The 19,611-nt window shown below is 77.1% G+C and carries 21 protein-coding genes; 13 read left to right on the plus strand and 8 right to left on the minus strand.

All coding sequences use genetic code 11. The features are described 5' to 3' along the window. Window positions 1–39: 39 nt before the first annotated feature. Window positions 40–648: a TetR/AcrR family transcriptional regulator gene (locus tag SH587_RS06890; protein ID WP_320669847.1), complete on the minus strand. Its 609-nt coding sequence runs from the start codon at window positions 646–648 to the stop codon at window positions 40–42. 98 nt (window positions 649–746) lie between these two features. Between SH587_RS06890 and SH587_RS06895 the strand changes: the two genes are divergently transcribed. Beyond that, window positions 747–1,550, plus strand: a complete 804-nt coding sequence (locus SH587_RS06895) for an MBL fold metallo-hydrolase (RefSeq protein ID WP_320669848.1) — start codon at window positions 747–749, stop codon at window positions 1,548–1,550. 54 nt (window positions 1,551–1,604) lie between these two features. On the opposite strand, the gene panB is transcribed toward SH587_RS06895, so the two are convergent. The 4 genes from panB to SH587_RS06915 are packed head-to-tail and all read right to left on the minus strand — an operon-like array spanning window position 1,605 to window position 4,588. Beyond that, window positions 1,605–2,534, minus strand: coding sequence for a 3-methyl-2-oxobutanoate hydroxymethyltransferase (gene panB / locus SH587_RS06900; RefSeq protein ID WP_320669849.1), 930 nt, complete (start codon window positions 2,532–2,534; stop codon window positions 1,605–1,607). Window positions 2,535–2,569: 35 nt separating this feature from the next. Then, on the minus strand, window positions 2,570–2,980 hold the full coding sequence (gene panD / locus SH587_RS06905; protein ID WP_320669850.1) for an aspartate 1-decarboxylase: 411 nt from the start codon (window positions 2,978–2,980) through the stop codon (window positions 2,570–2,572). 7 nt (window positions 2,981–2,987) lie between these two features. Beyond that, window positions 2,988–3,905 (minus strand): pantoate--beta-alanine ligase, encoded by a 918-nt coding sequence (gene panC / locus SH587_RS06910; RefSeq protein ID WP_320669851.1) that lies wholly within the window; start codon window positions 3,903–3,905, stop codon window positions 2,988–2,990. Beyond that, window positions 3,902–4,588, minus strand: coding sequence for a DUF2520 domain-containing protein (locus SH587_RS06915; RefSeq protein WP_320669852.1), 687 nt, complete (start codon window positions 4,586–4,588; stop codon window positions 3,902–3,904). Before SH587_RS06915 ends, panC begins: the two co-directional genes overlap by 4 nt. Window positions 4,589–4,979: 391 nt before the next feature. On the opposite strand from SH587_RS06915, the gene SH587_RS06920 reads away from it, so the two are divergent. The 3 genes from SH587_RS06920 to SH587_RS06930 are packed head-to-tail and all read left to right on the plus strand — an operon-like array spanning window position 4,980 to window position 8,569. After that, complete coding sequence (locus SH587_RS06920; RefSeq protein WP_320669853.1) at window positions 4,980–5,675, plus strand: uracil-DNA glycosylase; 696 nt, start codon at window positions 4,980–4,982, stop codon at window positions 5,673–5,675. Further along, window positions 5,676–6,554 (plus strand): hypothetical protein, encoded by an 879-nt coding sequence (locus tag SH587_RS06925; protein ID WP_320669854.1) that lies wholly within the window; start codon window positions 5,676–5,678, stop codon window positions 6,552–6,554. Between the two features lie 11 nt (window positions 6,555–6,565). Continuing rightward, window positions 6,566–8,569 carry a choice-of-anchor D domain-containing protein gene (locus SH587_RS06930; protein ID WP_320669855.1) on the plus strand — a complete coding sequence of 668 codons (2,004 nt, stop codon included), beginning with the start codon at window positions 6,566–6,568 and terminating at the stop codon, window positions 8,567–8,569. Here SH587_RS06930 and SH587_RS06935 read toward each other — a convergent pair. Continuing rightward, a complete protein-coding gene (locus SH587_RS06935; protein ID WP_320669856.1) occupies window positions 8,566–10,410 on the minus strand; it encodes a hypothetical protein in 1,845 nt (614 codons plus the stop codon). The genes SH587_RS06930 and SH587_RS06935 overlap by 4 nt on opposite strands. Continuing rightward, a complete protein-coding gene (locus SH587_RS06940) occupies window positions 10,407–11,783 on the minus strand; it encodes a lipopolysaccharide biosynthesis protein (protein WP_320669857.1) in 1,377 nt (458 codons plus the stop codon). Before SH587_RS06940 ends, SH587_RS06935 begins: the two co-directional genes overlap by 4 nt. Before the next feature lie 77 nt (window positions 11,784–11,860). Between SH587_RS06940 and SH587_RS06945 the strand changes: the two genes are divergently transcribed. The 5 genes from SH587_RS06945 to tsaD are packed head-to-tail and all read left to right on the plus strand — an operon-like array spanning window position 11,861 to window position 15,005. Beyond that, window positions 11,861–12,190, plus strand: a complete 330-nt coding sequence (locus SH587_RS06945; RefSeq protein ID WP_320669858.1) for an LPXTG cell wall anchor domain-containing protein — start codon at window positions 11,861–11,863, stop codon at window positions 12,188–12,190. Then, window positions 12,177–12,623, plus strand: coding sequence for a tRNA (adenosine(37)-N6)-threonylcarbamoyltransferase complex ATPase subunit type 1 TsaE (tsaE, locus tag SH587_RS06950; RefSeq protein WP_320669859.1), 447 nt, complete (start codon window positions 12,177–12,179; stop codon window positions 12,621–12,623). Before SH587_RS06945 ends, tsaE begins: the two co-directional genes overlap by 14 nt. After that, complete coding sequence (gene tsaB, locus SH587_RS06955; RefSeq protein WP_320669860.1) at window positions 12,614–13,303, plus strand: tRNA (adenosine(37)-N6)-threonylcarbamoyltransferase complex dimerization subunit type 1 TsaB; 690 nt, start codon at window positions 12,614–12,616, stop codon at window positions 13,301–13,303. The genes tsaE and tsaB overlap by 10 nt, the downstream gene beginning before the upstream one ends. Further along, the gene (rimI, locus tag SH587_RS06960; RefSeq protein WP_320669861.1) at window positions 13,300–14,013 is read left to right on the plus strand and encodes a ribosomal protein S18-alanine N-acetyltransferase; all 714 of its coding nucleotides are present in this window, start codon (window positions 13,300–13,302) and stop codon (window positions 14,011–14,013) included. The genes tsaB and rimI overlap by 4 nt, the downstream gene beginning before the upstream one ends. Then, window positions 14,010–15,005: a tRNA (adenosine(37)-N6)-threonylcarbamoyltransferase complex transferase subunit TsaD gene (gene tsaD, locus SH587_RS06965; RefSeq protein WP_320669862.1), complete on the plus strand. Its 996-nt coding sequence runs from the start codon at window positions 14,010–14,012 to the stop codon at window positions 15,003–15,005. Before rimI ends, tsaD begins: the two co-directional genes overlap by 4 nt. Before the next feature lie 154 nt (window positions 15,006–15,159). Here tsaD and SH587_RS06970 read toward each other — a convergent pair whose 3' ends face one another. Continuing rightward, entirely contained in the window at window positions 15,160–16,086 is a 927-nt protein-coding gene (locus SH587_RS06970; RefSeq protein ID WP_320669863.1) for a hypothetical protein, read from the minus strand. A gap of 126 nt (window positions 16,087–16,212) precedes the next feature. On the opposite strand from SH587_RS06970, the gene SH587_RS06975 reads away from it, so the two are divergent. The 4 genes from SH587_RS06975 to SH587_RS06990 are packed head-to-tail and all read left to right on the plus strand — an operon-like array spanning window position 16,213 to window position 19,603. Further along, window positions 16,213–17,304: a redox-sensing transcriptional repressor Rex gene (locus tag SH587_RS06975; RefSeq protein ID WP_320669864.1), complete on the plus strand. Its 1,092-nt coding sequence runs from the start codon at window positions 16,213–16,215 to the stop codon at window positions 17,302–17,304. Between the two features lie 51 nt (window positions 17,305–17,355). After that, entirely contained in the window at window positions 17,356–18,537 is a 1,182-nt protein-coding gene (locus SH587_RS06980) for a carboxylate-amine ligase (protein WP_320669865.1), read from the plus strand. Beyond that, window positions 18,534–19,049, plus strand: a complete 516-nt coding sequence (locus SH587_RS06985; protein ID WP_320669866.1) for a hypothetical protein — start codon at window positions 18,534–18,536, stop codon at window positions 19,047–19,049. The genes SH587_RS06980 and SH587_RS06985 overlap by 4 nt, the downstream gene beginning before the upstream one ends. Beyond that, window positions 19,046–19,603, plus strand: a complete 558-nt coding sequence (locus tag SH587_RS06990; protein WP_320669867.1) for a hypothetical protein — start codon at window positions 19,046–19,048, stop codon at window positions 19,601–19,603. The genes SH587_RS06985 and SH587_RS06990 overlap by 4 nt, the downstream gene beginning before the upstream one ends. Window positions 19,604–19,611 lie beyond the last annotated feature (8 nt).

Consider the following 19,611-nt stretch of genomic DNA (forward strand, 5'->3'; position numbering starts at 1 on the left):
GCGTACGCCGCAACCCGGTGCTGAGCCGGCGGCGGCCGCTCAGGCGGGCGGCAGGCCGAGCGCCGCCCGGGCCGCCGCCCGCGCGTAGCCGCCGGCGCGCGGGTCGCCGTGCAGCTGGACCGCCTGGTTCAGCCCCGGCCCGAGCGCCTGGAGGACGAAGACCGCCTGGTCGGGGTCGAGCCCGGCGGGCAGCTCGCCGTCGGCCTGGGCCTGGACGACGTTGCGCCGCAGCAGCCGCCCCCAGCGGCCGATCGCGTCGGCGACCGCCTCCCGCACCGGGCCGGGGCGGCCGTCGTACTCGCAGGCGGCGGCGGTCAGGAAGCAGCCGCCGGGCAGCGGGCAGCGCTCCAGGTAGGCGAACCACGCCTCGAGCGCGTCGAGCAGCGCCGCCCGTCCCGGCGGCCGGTCGCGGACGACGCCGGCCACCTGCTCGGTGAAGACGGCGACCGCGGCCTCGACCGCCTCCAGCTGCAGCTGCTCCTTGTTCGCGAAGTGGCCGGCGACCCCGGCCTTGCTCATCCCCAGGTCGCGGGCCAACCCGCCGAGGCTCAGCTTCTCCAGCCCCGCGACCGAGGCGACCGCGGCCGCGTGGCGGACGATCTCGCGGTGGGTGTCGCGGGTCTCGGCGACCGACCGGCGGGGGCTCACCGCTCCGACCTTAGCGAACGACCGTTCGGGTATTGCATACGTACGATCGTACGCTAAAGTCGCGGCCGCACCGCCACCACCGACACGAGGAGCACGCGATGCGCATCCGCCGCCTGGGCTGGGCCGGGGTCGAGATCGAGCAGCAGGGCACGACGGTCGTGATCGACCTGCTGCGCAACGGCGAGACGATGCGGGCGTTCGTCGGCGACGTCGCCGGGCCGCTGCCGGCGCCGTCCGCCGAGGGCGCGGTCGCCGCGGCGCTCGTCACCCACCTCCACAGCGACCACGCCGACCCGCCCGCGATCGCCGAGGCGCTCGCGCCCGACGGGATCGTCCTGCGGCCACCGGCGTCGACCGGCGGCGGGCTCGAGGCCGCCGGGCTGGCGCTCGCCGAGCAGGGGCTGGCCGAGCTCGACCGGGTCGAGGTGCTGGAGCCGTGGCAGACCCGCCAGGTCGGGCCGTTCGCGATCACCGCGGTGCCGGCGGTCGACGGCTTCGGCGATCCCCAGAGCGGCTGGCACGTGGCCGCCGGCGGCGCGTCGCTGGTCCACTTCGGCGACACCCTCTTCCACGGCTGGTGGTGGCCGCTGGCGCAGCGGCTCGGCGCCCCCGACGTCGCGCTGCTGCCGATCAACGGGGCCACCATCTCGCTGCCGCACCGCCAGCCGCCGAGCGAGCGGCCGGCGGTGATGACCCCCGAGGACGCCGTCTCCGCGGCCCGGATCCTGGGGGCGGGGACGCTGGTGCCGATCCACTACGACGCGATCCAGTCGCCGCCGACCTACGTCCAGGTCGACGATCCGGTCGGACGGCTGCGGCGGGCGGCCGAGCAGGCCGGAGTCGCGCTGCGGGTGCTCGAGCCCGGCGAGGAGCTGGAGCCGGCGGCCGCCGCGGCCGCCTGAACCGGGCCGGGCCGACCGGACGCCGCGGCGCGCGGCCGGCCCGTTCCCGCGGCCCTAGGCCGTCGGCTCGGCGATGTCGTGGTCGCCGTGCCCGTGCAGCTGGGCCAGCGACGACTGGAAGCGCTGGAACTCGTCCGGCGCGACCGCGTAGGTGTGCTCGCGAGCGGGGAACTCGCCGTCGCGGACCTCGCCGGCGAACTGGTGGATCGCGGCGACCATCGCCTGGTGCAGGTGGGCGTACTGCTTGACGAACTTCGCCGTCCGCCCCTCCAGCAGCCCGAGCAGGTCGTGCCAGACCAGCACCTGGCCGTCGGTCGAGGCGCCGGCGCCGATCCCGATCACCGGGATCTCCAGCAGCGGCATCAGCTCCTCGGCGACCGCGGCCGGGATCGCCTCCAGCACCAGCGCGCAACAGCCGGCGTCCTGGAGCGCCAGCGCGTCGGCGACCATCTTCGTCGCCTGGGCCGCGCTCTTGCCCTGGGCGCGGAGGCCGCCGAGCGCGTTGGCGGTCTGCGGCGTCAGGCCGAGGTGACCGACGACCGGGATCCCGGCGTTGACGATCGCCCGCGCGCGGTCGACCATCACGCCGCCGCCCTCGAGCTTGACGGCCTGGGCGCCGGCGTCCTTGACGAACCGCTGGGCGGTCTTGATCGCCTCGTGGTCGGAGGCCTCGTAGGACCCGAACGGCAGGTCGGAGACCATGAACGAGGCGCGCAGGCCGCGGCGGACGGCGCGGCTCAGCATCAGCATCTCGTCGACCGTGGCGGGGACGGTCGAGTCGAGGCCGAGGACGGTGGTGGCGGCGCTGTCGCCGACCAGCACCATGTCGACCCCGGCCGCCTCGACGACGGTCGCGGAGGGGTAGTCGTAGGCGGTGACCATGACGATCTTCTCGCCGTGGTGCTTCTTCTCGAGCAGCGACGTGACGGTCACCGGCGCCCGGTCGGGCGCGTTGATCTCGAGGGAACGCGGGCTGGCGGACATGCTGGTTGCTCCGGGGAGAGGGAGACGGGGATGCCTCAGGCGGCCGGGGTCGGCCGCGAGGTCTCGGTGAGCAGGGTGGCGACGGCGGCGTCGACGTCGATGATCCGGTTGCTGCCGTGCTCGACGTGGACGACGACCGGCTCGTACTCGGCGAGCTCGGCGCGGTCGTACTGGGCGTAGCTGATGACGATGATCGTGTCGCCGCGGTGGACGAGGCGGGCGGCGGCGCCGTTGACCTTGACCTCGCCCGAGCCGCGCTCGCCCTCGATCGTGTAGGTCTCGAACCGCTGGCCGTTGTCGACGTCGACGACGGCGACCTGCTCGTGGGGCAGGATGTCGGCCGCTTCGAGCAGATCGGGGTCGATCGTGATCGAGCCGACGTAGTGGAGGTCGCAGTCGGTGACCGTCGCGCGGTGGATCTTCGACTTGAGCATCGTGCGCTGCATCGGGGATTCAGCCCTTCGGTGCGTGGGTGGGGAGAAGCGCCCGCTCGCCGTCGCCGGTCAGCGGCGGGGCGGGGCGGTCGGGGTCGAGGAGGACGTTGTCGATCAGCCGCACCGGTCCGACCGGGACGGCGATCGCGAGCAGGGAAGGGGCGTCGACGGCGATCCGCTCGTCGAGCGTGGCCGGGTCGACCAGCGCCACGTACTCCGGCACGAGGCCGGCGTCGGCCAGCCGCTCACCGACGGCGGCCCGCAGCCGGTCGCCGTCGCGCTCGCCGTCGGCGAGGCCGACGAGGGCGGCGTCGAGCGCCCGCGGGAGGGCGGCGGCGCGCCGGCGGTCGTCGGCCGAGAGCCGCAGGTTGCGGCTGGAGCGGGCCAGGCCGTCCGGCTCGCGGACGGTGGCGCCGACGGCGATCCGGACCGGGATGTCGAGGTCGCGGACCAGCCGCTGGACGACCAGCACCTGCTGGGCGTCCTTGGCGCCGAAGAAGGCGACGTCCGGCTGGACCATGTTCAGCAGCTTGGTGACGACGGTGGTGACGCCGTGGAAGTGCGCGGCGCCGCGGTGGGCGCCCTCCAGCCGCTCGGTCAGCGGCCCGCCGATCCGGACCTCGGCGCTGAAGCCGTCGGGGTAGACCTCGGCCACCGGCGGGGCGAACAGCAGCGTCCCACCGGCCGCGGCGGCGAGCCGCGCGTCCTCCCGCTCGGTCCGCGGGTAGGCGTCGAGGTCGCCGGCGTCGTTGAACTGGGTCGGGTTGACGAACAGCGAGACGACGACCTCGTCGTGGTCGGCGGCGGCGCGCGCGATCAGCGACAGGTGGCCGTCGTGGAGCGCGCCCATCGTCGGCACCAGGCCGACGGTGCGGCCGGCGGCGCGGGCGGCGCGGACGTGGTCGCGGAGCGCGGCGACGGTCCGGACGGTCCTCACGCGCGGCTCCCGGAGAGGGCCGGCGCGGCGCGGCCCGCCAGCCGCGCGGTGGCGTCGGTGAGCGCGTCGAAGAGGGCGAGGTCGGCGGCCGGCAGCCGCTCGGCGACGGCGGCCCGCTGGCGGGCGACCGTCCGCTCGTCGCCGCGCGCGACCGGGCCGGTCAGGGCCGGGCCGGCGCCCTCGGCCTGCCAGCCGTCGACGGCGGCCCGCACCAGCGGCCCCAGCAGCTGCCGGTCGACGCCGGCCGAGGCGGCCAGGCGGGTGGCCAGGTCCTCGACCGCCTGCAGGTAGTTGGCGGCGATCGAGGCGGCCGCGTGGTACGCGGCGCGGTCCTCGTCGGCGACGGCGACGGCCGGCATCGCGAGCGCCTCGGCCAGCGCCCGGGCCACGGCCAGCGCCCGCGGGCTGCCGCCGGCGATCGCGCAGGGCGCGCCGCGCAGCTCGGCCTCCGGCCCCGGGACGGTCATCAGCGGGTGCAGCGAGAGCGCCTCGTGGGGGGCGAGCGGGGCCAGGGTGGTCGCGCCCGAGCAGTGCCCGACCAGGGGACCGGGGAGGATCGCGGCGGCCGCCTCGGCGATCGCCGCGTCCGGCACGCAGAGCAGGACCAGGTCGTCGCCGCGGCCGTCGTAGCCGCGACCGTGCGGCCCGCTGACCGGGACGCCGGCGGCGGTGAGGGCGCGCACCAGGGCATGGCCCAGGCGGCCCTGACCGACCACGGCGGATCGGGCGATGTGCGCGCCAAGGGGCGCGCTCGGACGGCTGTCCATCGAAGGAACTCCGGTCCAGCTCCCCACCAGGGGATGCCGGTCGCGTACTCAGGAAAGGAAAGGGGAGAAACGGGTCCGTCCCGCTTGCGCGGTGACGGCCATACGGGAGTTGTAGCACTCCCGGAGCCGAACGCAACCCCCAGCGCGCGATCCCGTGGGAACGCCCGTCGGACACCGTGACCGAGGGCACGGATCGCCAGTTTCCAAGCGGCTTTCCGCCCGCCATCAGACACCCTGAATCCGGATCGGAATTCAAGCTCCACCCGGTCGGGGGACCCGGGTGTTGGATCGTCTAGCCTCGGAGGCGATGGCCGATCCCGCCACCGCGGGCGAGCGCCGGGCCGGCCTGGCCGAGCTCGCCGCCCGCGCCCGCGCCTGCACGCGCTGCCCGCAGCTGGCCGCGGGACGGACCACCGTCGTCTTCGGCAGCGGCGATCCGGACGCCGACCTGCTGCTGGTCGGCGAGGCCCCGGGCCAGAACGAGGACCGCCAGGGCGTGCCGCTGGTGGGGGCGCCGAGGCGGCTGCTGAACGAGCTGCTGGCCGAGGTCGGGCTGGCCCGCGACGCGGTCTTCCTGACCCACCTGCTGCGCTGCCGGCCGCCCGACAACCGCGACCCGCTGCCGGAGGAGCTGGACCACTGCCACGACTACCTGCTGGAGACGCTGGCGCTGGTGCAGCCGAAGGTCGTCTGCACGCTCGGGACGCTGGCGACCCGGCTGCTGCGGGGCGACCCGCGGCCGCTGCGGGCGGTCCACGGGCGGCCCGAGGTGCGCACGATCGGCGCCACCACCGTCCGCCTGCTGCCGCTCTTCCACCCGGCGGCGGCGCTCTACCAGCCGACCAGCGTCGAGCAGCTGCGGCGCGACGTCGCGCGGCTGCCGGCGCTGCTGGAGCTGCCGCGGCCGCAGCCGGTCGTGGCGCCCGAGCCCGACCCGGCGCCGGCGGCCGAGGAGCCGCCGGCCCCCGACCCGCCGAGCGACGTCCAGCTCGGGCTGTTCTGAGTGGATCCGCTGCCCTTCAGCTGGCCGAGCGGGCTCTTCACCGTCGTCCAGGCGCTGCTGGTGGCGCTGCCGGCGGCGGGGCTGCCGGCGTTCGCGCGGCCGCTGGCCGGGCGCTGCTGGTCGCTGGTGCTGCCGCTCTCGATCGCGGTCGTGGTCGGGCTGCTGGCGGTGCTGCCGGGGGCGGCCTCGGTGCTGACCTGGACGGCGCTGCTGGCGATCCCGCCGCTGGCCGGGGCGGCGCTCGGCTGGGCGATGGTCGGCGCCCGCTGGTGGCTGGGCCTGGCCGCGCTGCCGCTGCTGGCGCTGGCGATCGCCGACGAGGGCCGGTTGGCCGGGCAGCTGGCGGCGGCGGCCCTGACCGCGCTCAGCTGCGTGGCGCTCGGGCGGCTGCTGGCCGGGGTCGTCGGCGGGGTCGGCGGCCCGGCCGGCGGCGGCCTGACCTGGATCCGGGTCGGGCTGGTGGCGATGGCGGCGATCGACGCGGTGCTGGTCTTCTCCGGCGGGCTCGAGAAGCCGAACGCGACCCTCAACGCGGCCGTTCCCGCCGCCGGCCTGCCGCGGTTCCAGTTCCTGACCGTCGAGGGCGCCTCGCTCGGCTACGGCGACGTCTTCGTGGCGGCGGTGCTCGGGGCGGTGCTGGCCGCCGAGGGCGCGTCGCGGCGGCTGCGGGTGGCCGCGGCGGCGGCGCTGCTGGTGGTCGGCTTCCTCTTCGACCTGCTGTTCTGGGTCTTCGACACGCTGCCGGCGACGGTCCCGGTGGCGCTGGTGACGCTGGCCTTCGGCGGGCTCCGCGGCCTGCGGGGGCGGCGTGCGGCGGTGGACGACGTCCACCCGGACACCCGTCCAGCGACGGTCGGTTCGCCGCTCCCGCCCGGCTAGCGTCCCCGCGCATGCACGGACGGTGGCGGCGCGGAACCCTCGTCGCGTCGGCCGCCTGCGGTGCGCTGCTGGCGCCGGCCGCGGTCGCGTCGGCCGCCTCCGGCTGGGCGGCCACCGGCAGCATGGCCGACGCTCGCGGCGGGGCTCAGGCCGCGCTGCTGCGGGACGGACGGGTGCTGGTCGTCAGCGGCTTCGACGGCCAGCGCGAGGTCGCCGGTGCCGAGCTGTACGACCCGGCCAGCGAGCGCTGGCAGTCGGCCGCCCCGCCGCTGGTGCCGCGCCACTACGCGACCGCCACGCTGCTGCTCGACGGGCGGGTGCTGGTGACGGGCGGCCGCACGCCCGCTGGCACGATCGCGACGAGCGAGCTCTACGACCCGCGGGCCAACACCTGGACCGCGACCGGCAGCCTCAACCAGCCGCGCGAGGGCCACAGCGCGGTCCGGCTGGCCGACGGACGGGTGCTGGTGGCCGGCGGCAGCGCCGGCCGCGTCGGCCAGCGCAGCGCCGAGATCTACGACCCGGCGACCGGCACCTGGACGACCACCGCCAGCCTGGCCGTGCCGCGGGAGAACGCCGCGGCGGCGCTGTTGGCGAGCGGCCAGGTGCTGGTGGCCGGGGGCTCCGACCCCTCGCCGTTCTCCGTGGCGGCCAGCAGTGAGCGCTACGACCCGGCCACGGGCACCTGGTCGCCCAGCGGATCGATGGCCGCGGCCCGCGCCCAGGCCGGCAGCGCGCTGCTCAGCGACGGCCGGGTGGTCGTCGCCGGCGGCATCGAGGGGCTGACGCACGGGACCGGGATCGAGCGCTACGACCCGGCGACCGGCAGCTGGACGCCGCAGGGCCAGCTGCCGGCGGGCGGCAACCTGGTCCAGGCGGAGCCGCTGGCGGCGGGGCGGGCGATCCTGGTCGTCGGCGAGCGCGGCGCGAGCGAGCTCTACGACGCGGCCGCCGGCGGACCGATCGCGAGCTTCCTGCTGGGCGAGCCGCGCTTCTTCCCGACCCTGACCGCGCTCCCCGACGGGCGGGTGCTGATCGCCGGCGGCGGCTCGACGACGAGCGCGGCGCGACGCGCCAGCGCCGAGCTGTTCACCCCGCCGACCGTCCGCCAGGCGGCGGACGCCGACCTCGGCGCGGTCGCGGTCGGGGCGAGCGGCGAGCACGAGCTGACGGTGACCAACGCCGGTCCCGGTCCGCTGCGGGTGACCGGCCTGGCGCTGACCGGGGCCGACGCCGGGGCGTTCGCGATCGTCGCCGACGGCTGCCGCGGGACCTCGGTGGCGGTCGCCGGGCGCTGCACGGTGCGGGTCCGCTTCGCGCCCACCGCGGCGGGCGAGCGGCGGGCCCAGCTGACCTTCGCCGACAACGCCGAGGGCTCGCCGCCGGTCGCCCTTCGCGCGACCGGGACCGCGGACGCGCCGACCGTCCCGACCACGCCGACCGACCCAGGGATGCCGCCGCCGGTGCCCTGCGCCGACCGCTACGTGGTGCTGGCCGCGATCGAGGCCCGACCCGGCCGCCGGCCGCGGGTGCGGCTGACCGGCCTGGCCGCCCGCGCGCTGGCCGGCGCCGCCGTCGCCGTCGAGCGCGACGGCCGCTCGGTCGGCCGCACCCGGGTCGCCCGCGACGGCGCGATCGTCGTGACGGTGCCGGCCCCGACGGCGGCGCGGGCCCGGGCGCGCGCCCGCTACCGGCTGACCGTCGCCGGCGGGGCCCGCTCGCTGGCCCACAAGGCCACCCGCGCGGCCACGATCGAGGCCCGCCGCACCCGCGCCGACGGGGCGGTCACGATCCGCGGGCGGATCGCCGGCGTCCACCGCGCCACGCGGCTGGCGATCGAGGGGGTCGCGGTCTGCGGCGGCGGCCGGCCGACCGTCACCAGCGTCCGCAGCGACCGCCGCGGCCGCTTCCGGGTGACGCTGGCCGCGCCCCGCGACGGTGCGGCCGCGGTCGTCTACCGCGTGCGTCAGGGCCGGCGGACCAGCACCCTGCCGCTGGTCGTGCCCGCGCGCTAGCCGCCGTCGTAGGTGACGGTGGCGGAGGAGCCGCGGACCGGCAGCTGCGCGTCGACCACGGCCAGGTCGGGCAGCGGGCCGCTGTGGAAGCCGCCCTGGACGCGCGAGAAGCGGGCGGCGCGGTCGAAGCGGATCGTCGTCCCGTCGGCGACCAGCGTGCGGTCGTCGCGGCGGCGGAGGCCGGAGCGGGTGCCGAAGGTGCGGACCCGCAGCGTCCCGCCCGCGAGGCCGGAGACGGTCAGCCGCAGCCCCGTGGCGAGCGGCCGGTAGGCGAACCGCACGCCCTGCCGCAGCCAGGCGCCGTCGGCGGTCCGGAAGCCGCCGCGAACGCTGACGGTGCCGTCCGAGGCGACGCCGATCGTGCGGCCCTCGGGGTAGCCGGTGCGGCCGCCGACGGTCAGCGTCGGACCGGCGGTGCGGGTGGTCGCGTTGCCGGTCTCGGTCAGCGGCCGCGGCGCCAGCAGGTCGCGCCAGCCGCCGTCGTCGCCGCGCAGCTTCAGCCGCAGCAGCCCGAAGTCGTAGCGCAGGTCGCGGGGGTGCTGGACGACCGCGTGGACGCCGAACCAGACCCGCCCGCGGCGGACGACGGCCAGCCGCGACGCCCGCGGATCGCTGACCCGCAGCTCGTCGTCGGCGGGCAGCGGACCGGCGGCCAGGCCGGGGATCGCCTCGATCGCGTCCGACGCCTTCCACAGCGCCAGCTGGGCGAGGCCGCCGTAGACGACGCTGCCGGCGTAGGGATCGATCCCGCGCACGTTGCGGCGGCTGCCGCCGCCGGGCCAGGTGTCGACCAGCGCCAGCAGGCCGGTCGACTCGCGGTGGCGCTCGCGCAGCCGCTGCAGCGCGACCCGGGTCACCGCCAGATAGCGGCCGGCCAGCGCCGGCTGACCGCGGAACGCCCGCGCGCCCTCGGCCCCGGCCGCGGCGGCCATCGCCAGCGTCCAGACCTGGGCCTGGCCGCGGCCGTACCAGGCGATCTCGCCGTCGGGGGCGATCAGGACACTGAGCGCGTCGAGCGTCTCGCGCAGCGCCCGCCGGGCCGACGACGAGGCCGAGGCCCCCAGCTCGGCGACCGACTGGGCCAGCATCCAGGTCGACAGCGCGTGGTAGGCGAGCGGGTCGTTGGGCGGGTCGGAGAGGACGCTGCCGCGGACCGTCGCGCCGCCCGTCCGGGCCCGCAGCCGGCCGTCGGCGATCGCCGGCACCCGCCGCTCGATCACCTCGGCCGCCCACCGCCGCGACGCGGCCGCCGACGCCAGCCGGCTGCCGGGCACGTTCGAGGTCAGGCCCGAGCGGGTCAGCAGCAGGACGTCGAGCGCCTCCAGCAGCTTCAGGTTGCTGTAGCAGCGGGGGTCGCGCTTGCAGGCGACGGCCCGCGGCCCGACCTCGGTGTCGCGGAACCGCTGCAGGTAGGTCGCGGCCCAGCGGCGGGCGGCCGGCGGCGCGTCGGGCACGTCGCGGTGGAGGAAGGCGGCGGCGAGCCCGCGGAAGCCCTGGCTGGAGAGCTGGCGCTGGGGCGAGAGCGCGCGGTCGCCGGCGGCCCAGAGCGCGCCGCCCGAGGGCGTCTCGCGGCCGACCGCGGTGCCGGCCCGCAGCAGCCCGTAGCCGAGCATCACCCGCCCGTAGCCGTTGGTCGGGCGGTCGTTGCGCAGCCGCTCGGGGAAGGTCCCGCCCGACTGCTGGTGGGCGGCCCACCAGCCGGCGTCGTCGATCGCCAGCTGCCGCGCCTCGGCGGCCAGCGGCGGCAGCGCGGGCGTCGCCGCGGCGGCGTGGGCCGGGGCTACGACGGTGGCCAGCAACAGCGCGCCCGCGGCCAGCGCGCGGCGACCGCGGCGGCTCACGCGACGGCCTCCGCCGCCGTCCGCTCGTCGACGCCGGGCGCCGGCTTGGTGAACCAGGCCATCGTCAGCGTGGTGGCGGCCGCGACCGCCTGGGCGGCGAGCACGATCCCGGCGAACTCGGTCGCGCTCCAGTCCTTGCGCAGCAGCAGGCCGATCTCGACCGCGGCCAGCACGAACAGCGGCAGCAGGTGGCGGTGGCGGCCGATCGCCGACAGGTACTGGACCGACATCAGCGTGATCGAGAGCAGCAGCATCGCGATCCCCAGCAGCGGCAGGGCACCGGAGGCGGTGTCGAACTCGGGCCCGAACGCGGTCGTCAGCAGCCAGCCCGGGATCACGGCGAAGATCGCGATCGCCGGCAGCCCGATCAGGGCCAGGAAGGCCAGCGCCCGCCGCAGCACCGGGTGCGGATCCTGCCCGCGGACGGCGCGGTGGGTGGCCTCCGGCAGCAGGTGCAGGGCGACGCCGACCGCGACCCAGACGACCGCCTTGGCCGCGACCGCGGCGGCGGCGTAGGAGGCCGCGACCGCCTTCTCGAACTCGCGGTTGGCGAGGATCGTGTCGACGTTCTGCATGATCGCCAGCAGCAGCAGCGAGACGATCACCGTCAGCTCCCACTGGGCCAGCTGACGCAGCGGGACCGGCTTGTCGCCCGCGGCCTCGGCCTCGCCGTCGCCGAGGTGCGCGTGGCGCAGCCGGCGGTCCATCCCGATCGCCAGCAGCGCGAAGGCGGCGGGGGCGGCGGCGAAGGCGCCGGTGACCTCGGTGTCGGCCCAGACCAGCGGCCCGAGCCCGACGAACAGCAGCGCCCCGCCGAGCCGGAAGACCGCCTCCAGCACGATGCTGGTCGCGACCGCGTCGAAGTCGCGCAGGCCCTGGAGCGCGCCCCGCTGCAGGCAGACCAGCAGCCAGAGGGTGCCGGTGACCGGCAGCAGCGCCGCCGCGCCGCGGTGCTCGTCGACCCCGATCAGCTGCGCCAGCGGTGCCCGCAGGACCACGCCCAGCACCAGCACCACGCCCGACAGCAGCAGCACCTGGCGGGTCCAGGCGGCGACCTCGCGGTAGGGGGCGTGGTGGCCGCTGCGGGTCCACCGCACCATCGCCCGCGCCGCGGCCGCCTGCATCGACTGGCCGGAGACCTGGAGGATCAGGAACGCCGCCACCAGCGCCGCCAGCGAGGCGTAGCCGTCCTTGCCCAGCAGCCGGGTCAGGACGACCACGAAGACCAGCTGGATCGCGTTGTTCAACATCGACGCGGCCGCCAGCTCGGCGGCGCGGCCGGTGTCGGTCGTGCGCAGCTCCTTGAGGCGCGAGAACGAGGCGGAGAGGGTCATCGACGAGCGCCGCACGGACGGCGGAGCGTCGGACGACACGGCGGACAGGCTAGTGGACGCCCGCCGCTGGGGCGTTGGCGGCCACCCGCCGCGCCGCCGCGTAGGATTCCCGGCGAATGCGTCCCGAGCGTCGTGCCCTGTCGGCGGTGCTCGCCGCCGGCGTCGTGACGCTGGCGGTCGTCGCGTCGAACCCGTCGGTCGCCGCGGCCCAGAGCGAGCCGTTCGGCCGGCTGCTCGACCAGCCGCCAGACCTCCGTCCCGCACCCGCCCGCCGGGAGCCGCCGGCACGCCCCGACCGCGAGCCCGGCGCCCGCTCGCCGCGGGCCGCCGCCGCGGCCCACCTGCCGGACACCGGCAGCGACCTGCGCGGCCTGGCCCTGGTCGGGCTGGCGATGGCGCTCGCGGGGGCCGGGCTGCGGCTGCGGACCGCCGATGTCCGCTGGTGACGTCGCGGCCGGCGGCGTCCGCCGGACCACCTCCGCGGAGCAGACCGAGGCGCTGGGCGCGGCGATCGCCGCCCGCCTGAGCCCGGGCGACGTGGTGCTGCTGCGGGGCGAGCTGGGCAGCGGCAAGACCACGCTGGTGCGGGGAGCCGCGGCGGCGCTCGGGGCCGGCGGTCGGGTGACCTCGCCGACCTTCGCGCTCGCCAATCGCTACGACGGCGGCCGGGTGCGGGTGGCGCACCTCGACCTCTACCGCCTGGCCGGGCTCGGCGACGAGGACGAGGAGCTGGTCGAGGAGGAGCTGGCCGGCGACGTGATCGCCTTCGTCGAGTGGCCGGACCCGGCCGCGGCGCTGCTCGCCGAGCGGGTGGTGCTGGAGCTGGAGCTGCGCCACGCCGGCGACGACGCACGGGAGGTCGAGCTGCGGTGGCGGTGAGCGCGGGCTGGACGCTGGCGCTCGACACGGCGACCCCGGCGACGGTCGCCGCCGCGATCGCGCCCGGGCCCGACGGCGCGACCGCGGCCCGCCACGAGCCGCCGCCCGCGGGCCAGCGGCCGGCCCACACGGCGCGGCTGCTGGCGCTGGCCGACGAGGTGCTGGCGGAGACCGGCGGCGGGCTCGACCGGCTGGGGCGGATCGTGGTCGGGCTCGGGCCGGGCACCTTCACCGGGATCCGGGTCGGGGTCGCGACCGCCCGCTCGCTGGCGCTGGCCACCGGCACGCCGCTGGTCGGGCTGCCGACGCCGGTCGCGCTGGTCGCCGCCGCGGCCGACCTGGCGGGGGAGGGGCCGGTGCTCGCGGTCCAGGACGCCCGCCGCCGCGAGCTGTTCCTGACCCTCGGCGACGGGGCGCCGTTCGTGGTCCCGGTCGCCGATCTGGCCGCGGCGCTGGCCGCGCTGCCGGAGCGGCCGGCGGTGGCGGTCGGCGACGGCGCGCCGGTCCACCGGGCGGCGTTGGAGGCGGCCGGGATCGCCGTCCCCGACGACCCGCGGCGGCACGCCGTCGACGGGCTGGCGCTGGCCCGGGCCGGGGCCGCGATCGCGGTCACCGCCCCGGCCGACGTGCGACCGGTGTACGTTCGCGGGGCCGACGCGATCCCGACCAGCCGACGGTGACGCCACCCGTACCCAGCCCCTCCCCGGACCGCCGCCCGCCCGACGGGGCCGCTGGCGCGCGGGCAGGGACGGCCCGTGGGACGGCGATCCAGCGGCTGACCTTCGCCGACCTGCCGCAGGTGCTGGCGATCGAGCGCCGCAGCTACCGGGCGCCGTGGTCGCTGGCGATGTTCGTGCTCGAGGTGGCGAAGCCGGGCGGGCTCTGCATCGTCGCCCGCTCGTTCGCGACCGGGGTCGCGCCGACGGCCGGCCGGCCGCTGGTCGGCTACGCGATCGTCAGCCGCTACGACGACGCCTTTCACGTGATGAACGTCTGCGTCGAGCCGAACCGCCGCCGCGAGGGGATCGCCCGCGCGCTGCTCGACCACGTGATCGCGGCCGCCGGCGGGTCGGAGGCGCGGCTGACGCTCGAGGTGCGGCCGTCGAACACCGCCGCGCGGGCGCTCTACGACCGGCTCGGCTTCCTCTCGGTCGGGACCCGCCGCAACTACTACCGCGACGACGGCGAGGACGCCCTGATCATGTGGCGGACGCCGGCCACGCTCGACGGCCGGGTCGACGACGTGCCCGGGGCCGAGGGCGTGCGGGTGGACGGCGACGGCCGGCCGCTGCGGTCGGGCGGGCCGGGCGGGTTTCCGGGCTCCCGCGGGCCGGTGCCGCCCGACGCCGACATCGGCCAGCCGGCGCCGCCGCGAGGGCCGGCGCGGTGATCCTGGCGATCGAGACCAGCTGCGACGACACCTGCGCGGCGGTCGTCGACGACGGCGGGCGGATCCTCGCCAACGTGATCTCCAGCCAGGGGGTCCACGACGCCTACGGGGGCGTGGTGCCGGAGCTGGCCGCCCGCGTCCACGTCGAGCGCTGCGACCTGGTGGTGGCCGACGCGCTGCGGACGGCCGGGGTCGGGCTCGACGCGATCGAGCGGGTGGCGGTGACGCAGGGGCCGGGCCTGGTCGGGGCGCTGCTGGTCGGCCTGCAGACGGCGAAGGCGATCGCCGTCGCCCGCGACCTGCCGCTGATCCCGGTCGACCACCTGCACGGGCACGTCCTGGCCTGCACCCTGGAGCCGCTCTCGTTCGCCCCGCCGTTCGTGGCGCTGGTGGCGTCGGGCGGCCATACGTTCCTGGCCCGGGTCGACGCCCCCGACGCGATCGAGGTCCTGGGCGGCACGCTCGACGACGCCGCCGGCGAGGCGGTCGACAAGGGCGCGCGGCTGCTCGGCCTGCCGTACCCGGGCGGACCGCACCTGGAGCGGCTGGCGGCCGACGGCGACCCGCGGGCCTTCGCGTTCCCGACCGGCGCCAAGGTCCGCGGGCTCGACTGCTCGTTCTCGGGCCTGAAGACGGCGCTGCTCTACCGCCTCCGCGACCTCGGCGAGGACGAGGTCGCGCGCCACCGGGCCGACCTGGCGGCCTCCTACCAGCGGGCGATCGTCGAGACGCTGGCGGTGCGGGTCGAGCGGGCGCTCGAGGCGACCGGCCTCGACCGGCTGGCGGTCGGCGGCGGCGTGGCGGCCAACGGCCCGCTGCGCGAGCGGCTGACCGCCCTCGGCGCCGCGGTGGCGATCCCCGACCGCGCGCTCTGCACCGACAACGCCGCGATGATCGCCGCCGTCGCCCGCTTCCGGGCGCCGGTCGACCCGGCCCTGCGCGGCGCGCTCGAGGCCTACGGCAACGGCCAGTCGGCGCCGGTCGCGGCCTGAGCGCGGCACCCGGCACGACGCGCCACACCTCATCGCTACCGCGGGTGTGGCGCACCGCGCCCGTCAGGCGAGCGCCAGGCGCCACACCCCGGCGGCGGCCGGAGGTGTGGCGCGCCAGGCGCGACCCCCCCCCCGACCCTTCCGAGCCTCCGCCTCAGCCGGCGGCGCCCGCGCCGCCGGCGCCACCCGTCAGCGAGAACGGCTTGGCGTCGTCGATGCCGTCGGGGCGCTCGGGCGAGGCGGCCTGGCCGTACTGGTCCATCCGCATCGAGATCACGGTCCGGGGGGCCGCGGCGGCGACCGGTCCGAGGACCTTCGAGGGCTCGTAGTCCTCCTCGATCCGGTAGGTCAGGCCGCGGCCGTCGACGCACGCCTCGAGCGGGATCGCGGCGTCCTTGGGGGCGCTCTCCATCGCCTGGCGGACCGTCGGGTCGCGGACGTTCTCGAGCGCGTCGGCGACCTTCACGCGGGCCTCGAACCAGCGGCACTGCTGGCCGTCGACGGTCTCGACGTCGCCGACGTCGACGATCTCGGCCTTCTGCAGCTGGCGGACCTGGGCCATCGGGTCGCTGGTGTCGATCGGGTTGTCGGTCACCATCCACTCGCTGCTGCCCGGGCGCTGGAAGTAGGCCTTCTGCTTCTCGCCGTAGACCTCGAGCGTGGTCTTCTGACCGCCCTGCGAGACGGTCTGGTCCATCGCGGTCCGCTGCTCGACCAGGTCGATCGTGCCGGTCGAGGTGCTCTCGATCGGGCCGATCTTCATCTTCATCGCGATCCGCGCGGTGCGGGCGCGGGTGGCGCTGGCCTGGCCCTGCCCGAGCGCCTTGCGGATCGCCGCCTCGTCGTCGGCGGGCGCGCCGCCGCCCGGGCCCGGGTCGGCCGTGGTCGAGGGACTGGTGGTGGCGGTGGTGGGGGTCGAGGGCGCGGTGGTGGCGGTGCTGGGGGTCGAGGCGGTGGTGGTCGAGGTGGTCGGATCGGGATCGGACGATCCGCAGCCGGTGGCGGCGGTGGCGAGGGCGGCGCTCAGGACCAGCGCGCCCAGCAGCGGGCCGCGGCGACGGGACAGGGGACGGTGGGACATGCCGCCACCCTAGGCCGGGCGCGGCGAGCGTGCGAAGGACCCCCGCGGGGGATCCGGGTCCCCCGGCGGCCGGGTCCGGGTCGCGACGGCGGACACGCGGCCCGGCCGGTCTGCGAGGATCGGATGGTGTCCGCCCCCGAGGTCGTCGTCTTCCTGCGTCCGGGATGTCATCTCTGCGCCGATGCGCTCGAGGATCTCGACGCGCTGCGGGCGCAGGAGCCGTTCACGGTCCGGACGGTCGACATCGAGCGCGACGACCGGCTCCACGCCCGCTACCTGGAGCGGATCCCCGTGATCGCGGTCGCCGGCGAGGAGCTGTGCGACTTCGCGGTCGACGCCGAGCGGGTGCTGGGGGCCGTCCGCGACCTCCGCCAGCGGCTGGCCGGCGCGGCCGGCGCGCGCAGCGGCGGCGGCGCCACGGCGGCGACGGCGGCGGCCCGTCCGGCCGCGCGGGCCCCGGAGCGGCGGCTGGAGGCGGTGCCCTCCGAGCCCGTCCCGACGGTTGCGCCGCGTAGAATCGTCGCCCAGCCGATGAACACCCTCGACGCCACCCCCGCAGCCGCGCTGGACCCCGACGAACCGCGCGCCGACCCCGCACCCGAGGTCCGGCTCGGGGTCGGCCAGGCCGAGCGGCTGTCGCGCTACCTGCAGGTCCTGACCCAGGCGCGCAAGATGGGCCGGGCGACGATGAGCTCGCAGGAGCTGTCGGCCCACACCCACGTCAACAGCACCCAGATCCGCCGCGACCTCTCCGGCTTCGGGCGTTTCGGCAAGCGCGGCGTCGGCTACGACGTCGAGGAGCTGGTCACCCAGATCCGCGGGATCCTCCACACCAGCCAGCACGTCGGGATCGTGCTGCTCGGCGCCGGCCACCTGGGCCGCGCGATCGCCGGCAGCGACGTCTTCGCCGACCACGGCTTCGAGATCGTCGCGGTGCTCGACAACGACCCGGCCAAGATCGGCACCCCGATCGGCGAGCTGGAGATCGGCGACGTCCGCCACCTGGCCGACGTGGTCCGCGAGCACGAGGTCGTGGTCGGTGTGATCGCCTCGCCCGCGAAGGCCGCCCAGAGCCTGGCCGACGAGCTGGTCGAGGCGGGCGTCCAGATCATCTTCAACTACAGCGGCAGCCTGCTGCGGACGCCGGCGGGGGTCACGGTCCACACGTCGAGCCCGGCCGTCGACCTGCTCCACGCCCTCTACTACTACCTCGCGTAGCCGAATGCCCGATTCCGCGACCGACGCCCGCCACCAGCCGGGGAGGCGCTGATGGGCGCCGACGCCGCGATCGACCTGATCGCCGCCGAAGCCGCCTACGCCGCCGGGACCGACGGCACCGTCGGGATCGAGGAGGAGTTCATGCTCCTCGACCCGGGGACGCTCGACATGGTCACCCGCTTCGAGGAGCTGAAGCAGCTGGCCGACGCCGATCCGGTGCTGGCCGAGTCGGTGGCCGGCGAGCTGATCCGGACCGAGGTCGAGATCCGCTCCGGCCGCGGGCTGACCTTCGGCGACGCCCTCGACCGCCAGCGCGACCGGCGGGCGCGGCTGTTCGGCGCCGCCGAGGGCCTGGGGATCGCGCTCGGCGCGACCGGCACCCACCCCTGGGACGACTACCGCCAGCAGGCGTTCATCGACACCGAGCACTACCGGCGGGTGGTCGACGGGCTGCGCTGGGTGGCCAAGCGCAACGCCACCTTCTCGCTCCACGTGCACGTCGGGATCCGCGACGCCGACCGCGCGATCGCCGTCTGCGACCGGCTGCGGCCGGTGCTGCCGCTGCTGCTGGCGATCTCCGCCAACTCGCCGTTCGTCGACGGTCTCGACACCGGCCTGCACTCGATCCGCACCCAGACCTTCACCAAGTCGTTCCCCCGCTGCGGCGTTCCCGACCACTTCGGGTCGTGGCGGGCGTTCTGCGAGTACCTCGAGCTGCTGGTGAAGACCAACTCGGTGGTCGAGTACACGCAGGTCTGGTGGTCGGTGCGGCCGCACATCGCCTTCGGCACCGTCGAGATCCGGATCTGCGACGCCCAGAGCACCGCCGCCGAGGCCGAGGCGCTGGCCGGCCTGATCACCGCCTGCGCGCTGCAGGCCGCCCGCGACCACGACGAGGGCCGGCCGTTCGCGCCGCCCGCGCCGCGGCTGATCGAGGAGAACGTCTGGCGGGCGATCCGCGACGGTCGCCGCGGCCAGCTGATCGACTGGGAGACGGCCAGCGAGTACCCCGCCGCCGCCGCGGCCGACCGGCTGCTGGCCTGGACCGCGCCGGTCCGCTCGGAGCTGGGCATCGAGCCGGTCTTCCCGCTCCAGAACGGCGCCGAGCGCCAGCGCGCGCGGGTCGAGGAGGGCGCCTCGCCGGCCGAGGCGTTCGCCGCTGCCGTGGCCGAGACGCGCGCCACCTATCCTGGAGCAGCACCCGCCGTCATCAGCGAGGAGCGTCCCGCATGAGCACGAACGAGTCCTTCCCCGGCGCCGGAGGCCCCGGTGGCCCCGGCCGCGAGCCGACCCAGGAGGAGCTGCTCGCCGCCTACGAGGAGCAGATCCGCAACGTCCGCGTCGAGGACGTGGTCGTCCAGTCGCTGGCCAGCCTGATCGAGCTGGGCGGCCGCCGCGCCGGCCTCGCGCCCGGCGCGCTGGGCGAGCGCGACCCGGCCCAGCTGGAGGTGGCGATCGAGGCGATCAAGGCGCTGCAGCCGGTCGCCGCGCCGCTGCTGGGCCCGAACGCCAAGCAGGTCGAGCAGGCGCTGTCGCAGCTGCAGATGGCCTACGCCCAGCTCGCTAGCGGCCAGCCGGCGGCCGAGGACCCGACCGGGCCGCTCGGCGCCGACGTCTCGCCGGGCGGCGGGGCCGCCCCGGCCGAGGGCGCCGCGCCCGGCACCCCGCCGGCCCCGGCGGCCGAGCCGGGCAAGCAGGAGCCGAGCGCGGTCGAGTCCGGCCGGCTCTGGATCCCGGGGCAGTGAGCCCGGGGCGCGGCCGGGCCGCGCTGCTGGCGGCTGCGCTGACCGGCGCGGTCGCGGTCGCCGTCTCCGGCTGCGGGGGCGATGACCCGTCGCCGTCGACCACCACCGGCGCGACGGCGACCACCACCGCAGCCGCGCCCGCTGCGAGCGCCTACGCCCGCGACGCGGCCAGCGCCTGCCGCACGATCGTGACCGAGAGCCGCGACCTGCCGCGGCTCCAGCGCGAGCGCGAGCTGACGGTCGACCAACTGGAGCAGGTCGCCGAGCGGCAGGGCCGCGCGTTCCGCGACCGGATCGCCGCCCTGACGCCGCCGGGCGACCGCGCGGACGCCCACCGGCGGCTGGTGGCGCTGCTCGCACGCCAGGCCGATCCGGCCACCCGCGCCCGCGACATGGCCGGCCTGGCCCGCGCCCAGCGGACGGCGGCGACGGCCTTCGATGCCGCCGGACTGACCGCCTGTGCAGGGCTTTGGCGCGACGGCGCGCGCCAGACCGAGCGGCTGGCGGCGCGCGGTCCGCAGGTCTCGCGCGGAACCGTCGACCCCGCGGGCTGAGCGGCGGC

The organism is Patulibacter defluvii (assembly GCF_034096925.1).
Taxonomy (GTDB): Bacteria; Actinomycetota; Thermoleophilia; order Solirubrobacterales; family Solirubrobacteraceae; genus Patulibacter; species Patulibacter defluvii.

What these genes read in the sequence shown, in the direction of transcription:
- SH587_RS06945 (WP_320669858.1), top strand. Translation starts at nt 11,861, where the DNA reads ATGCGTCCCGAGCGTCGTGCCCTGTCGGCGGTGCTCGCCGCCGGCGTC.
- SH587_RS06895 (WP_320669848.1), top strand. Translation starts at nt 747, where the DNA reads ATGCGCATCCGCCGCCTGGGCTGGGCCGGGGTCGAGATCGAGCAGCAG.
- SH587_RS06930 (WP_320669855.1), top strand. Translation starts at nt 6,566, where the DNA reads ATGCACGGACGGTGGCGGCGCGGAACCCTCGTCGCGTCGGCCGCCTGC.
- SH587_RS06980 (WP_320669865.1), top strand. Translation starts at nt 17,356, where the DNA reads ATGGGCGCCGACGCCGCGATCGACCTGATCGCCGCCGAAGCCGCCTAC.
- SH587_RS06920 (WP_320669853.1), top strand. Translation starts at nt 4,980, where the DNA reads ATGGCCGATCCCGCCACCGCGGGCGAGCGCCGGGCCGGCCTGGCCGAG.
- SH587_RS06970 (WP_320669863.1), bottom strand. Translation starts at nt 16,086, where the DNA reads ATGTCCCACCGTCCCCTGTCCCGTCGCCGCGGCCCGCTGCTGGGCGCG.
- panD (WP_320669850.1), bottom strand. Translation starts at nt 2,980, where the DNA reads ATGCAGCGCACGATGCTCAAGTCGAAGATCCACCGCGCGACGGTCACC.
- SH587_RS06985 (WP_320669866.1), top strand. Translation starts at nt 18,534, where the DNA reads ATGAGCACGAACGAGTCCTTCCCCGGCGCCGGAGGCCCCGGTGGCCCC.
- panB (WP_320669849.1), bottom strand. Translation starts at nt 2,534, where the DNA reads ATGTCCGCCAGCCCGCGTTCCCTCGAGATCAACGCGCCCGACCGGGCG.
- tsaE (WP_320669859.1), top strand. Translation starts at nt 12,177, where the DNA reads ATGTCCGCTGGTGACGTCGCGGCCGGCGGCGTCCGCCGGACCACCTCC.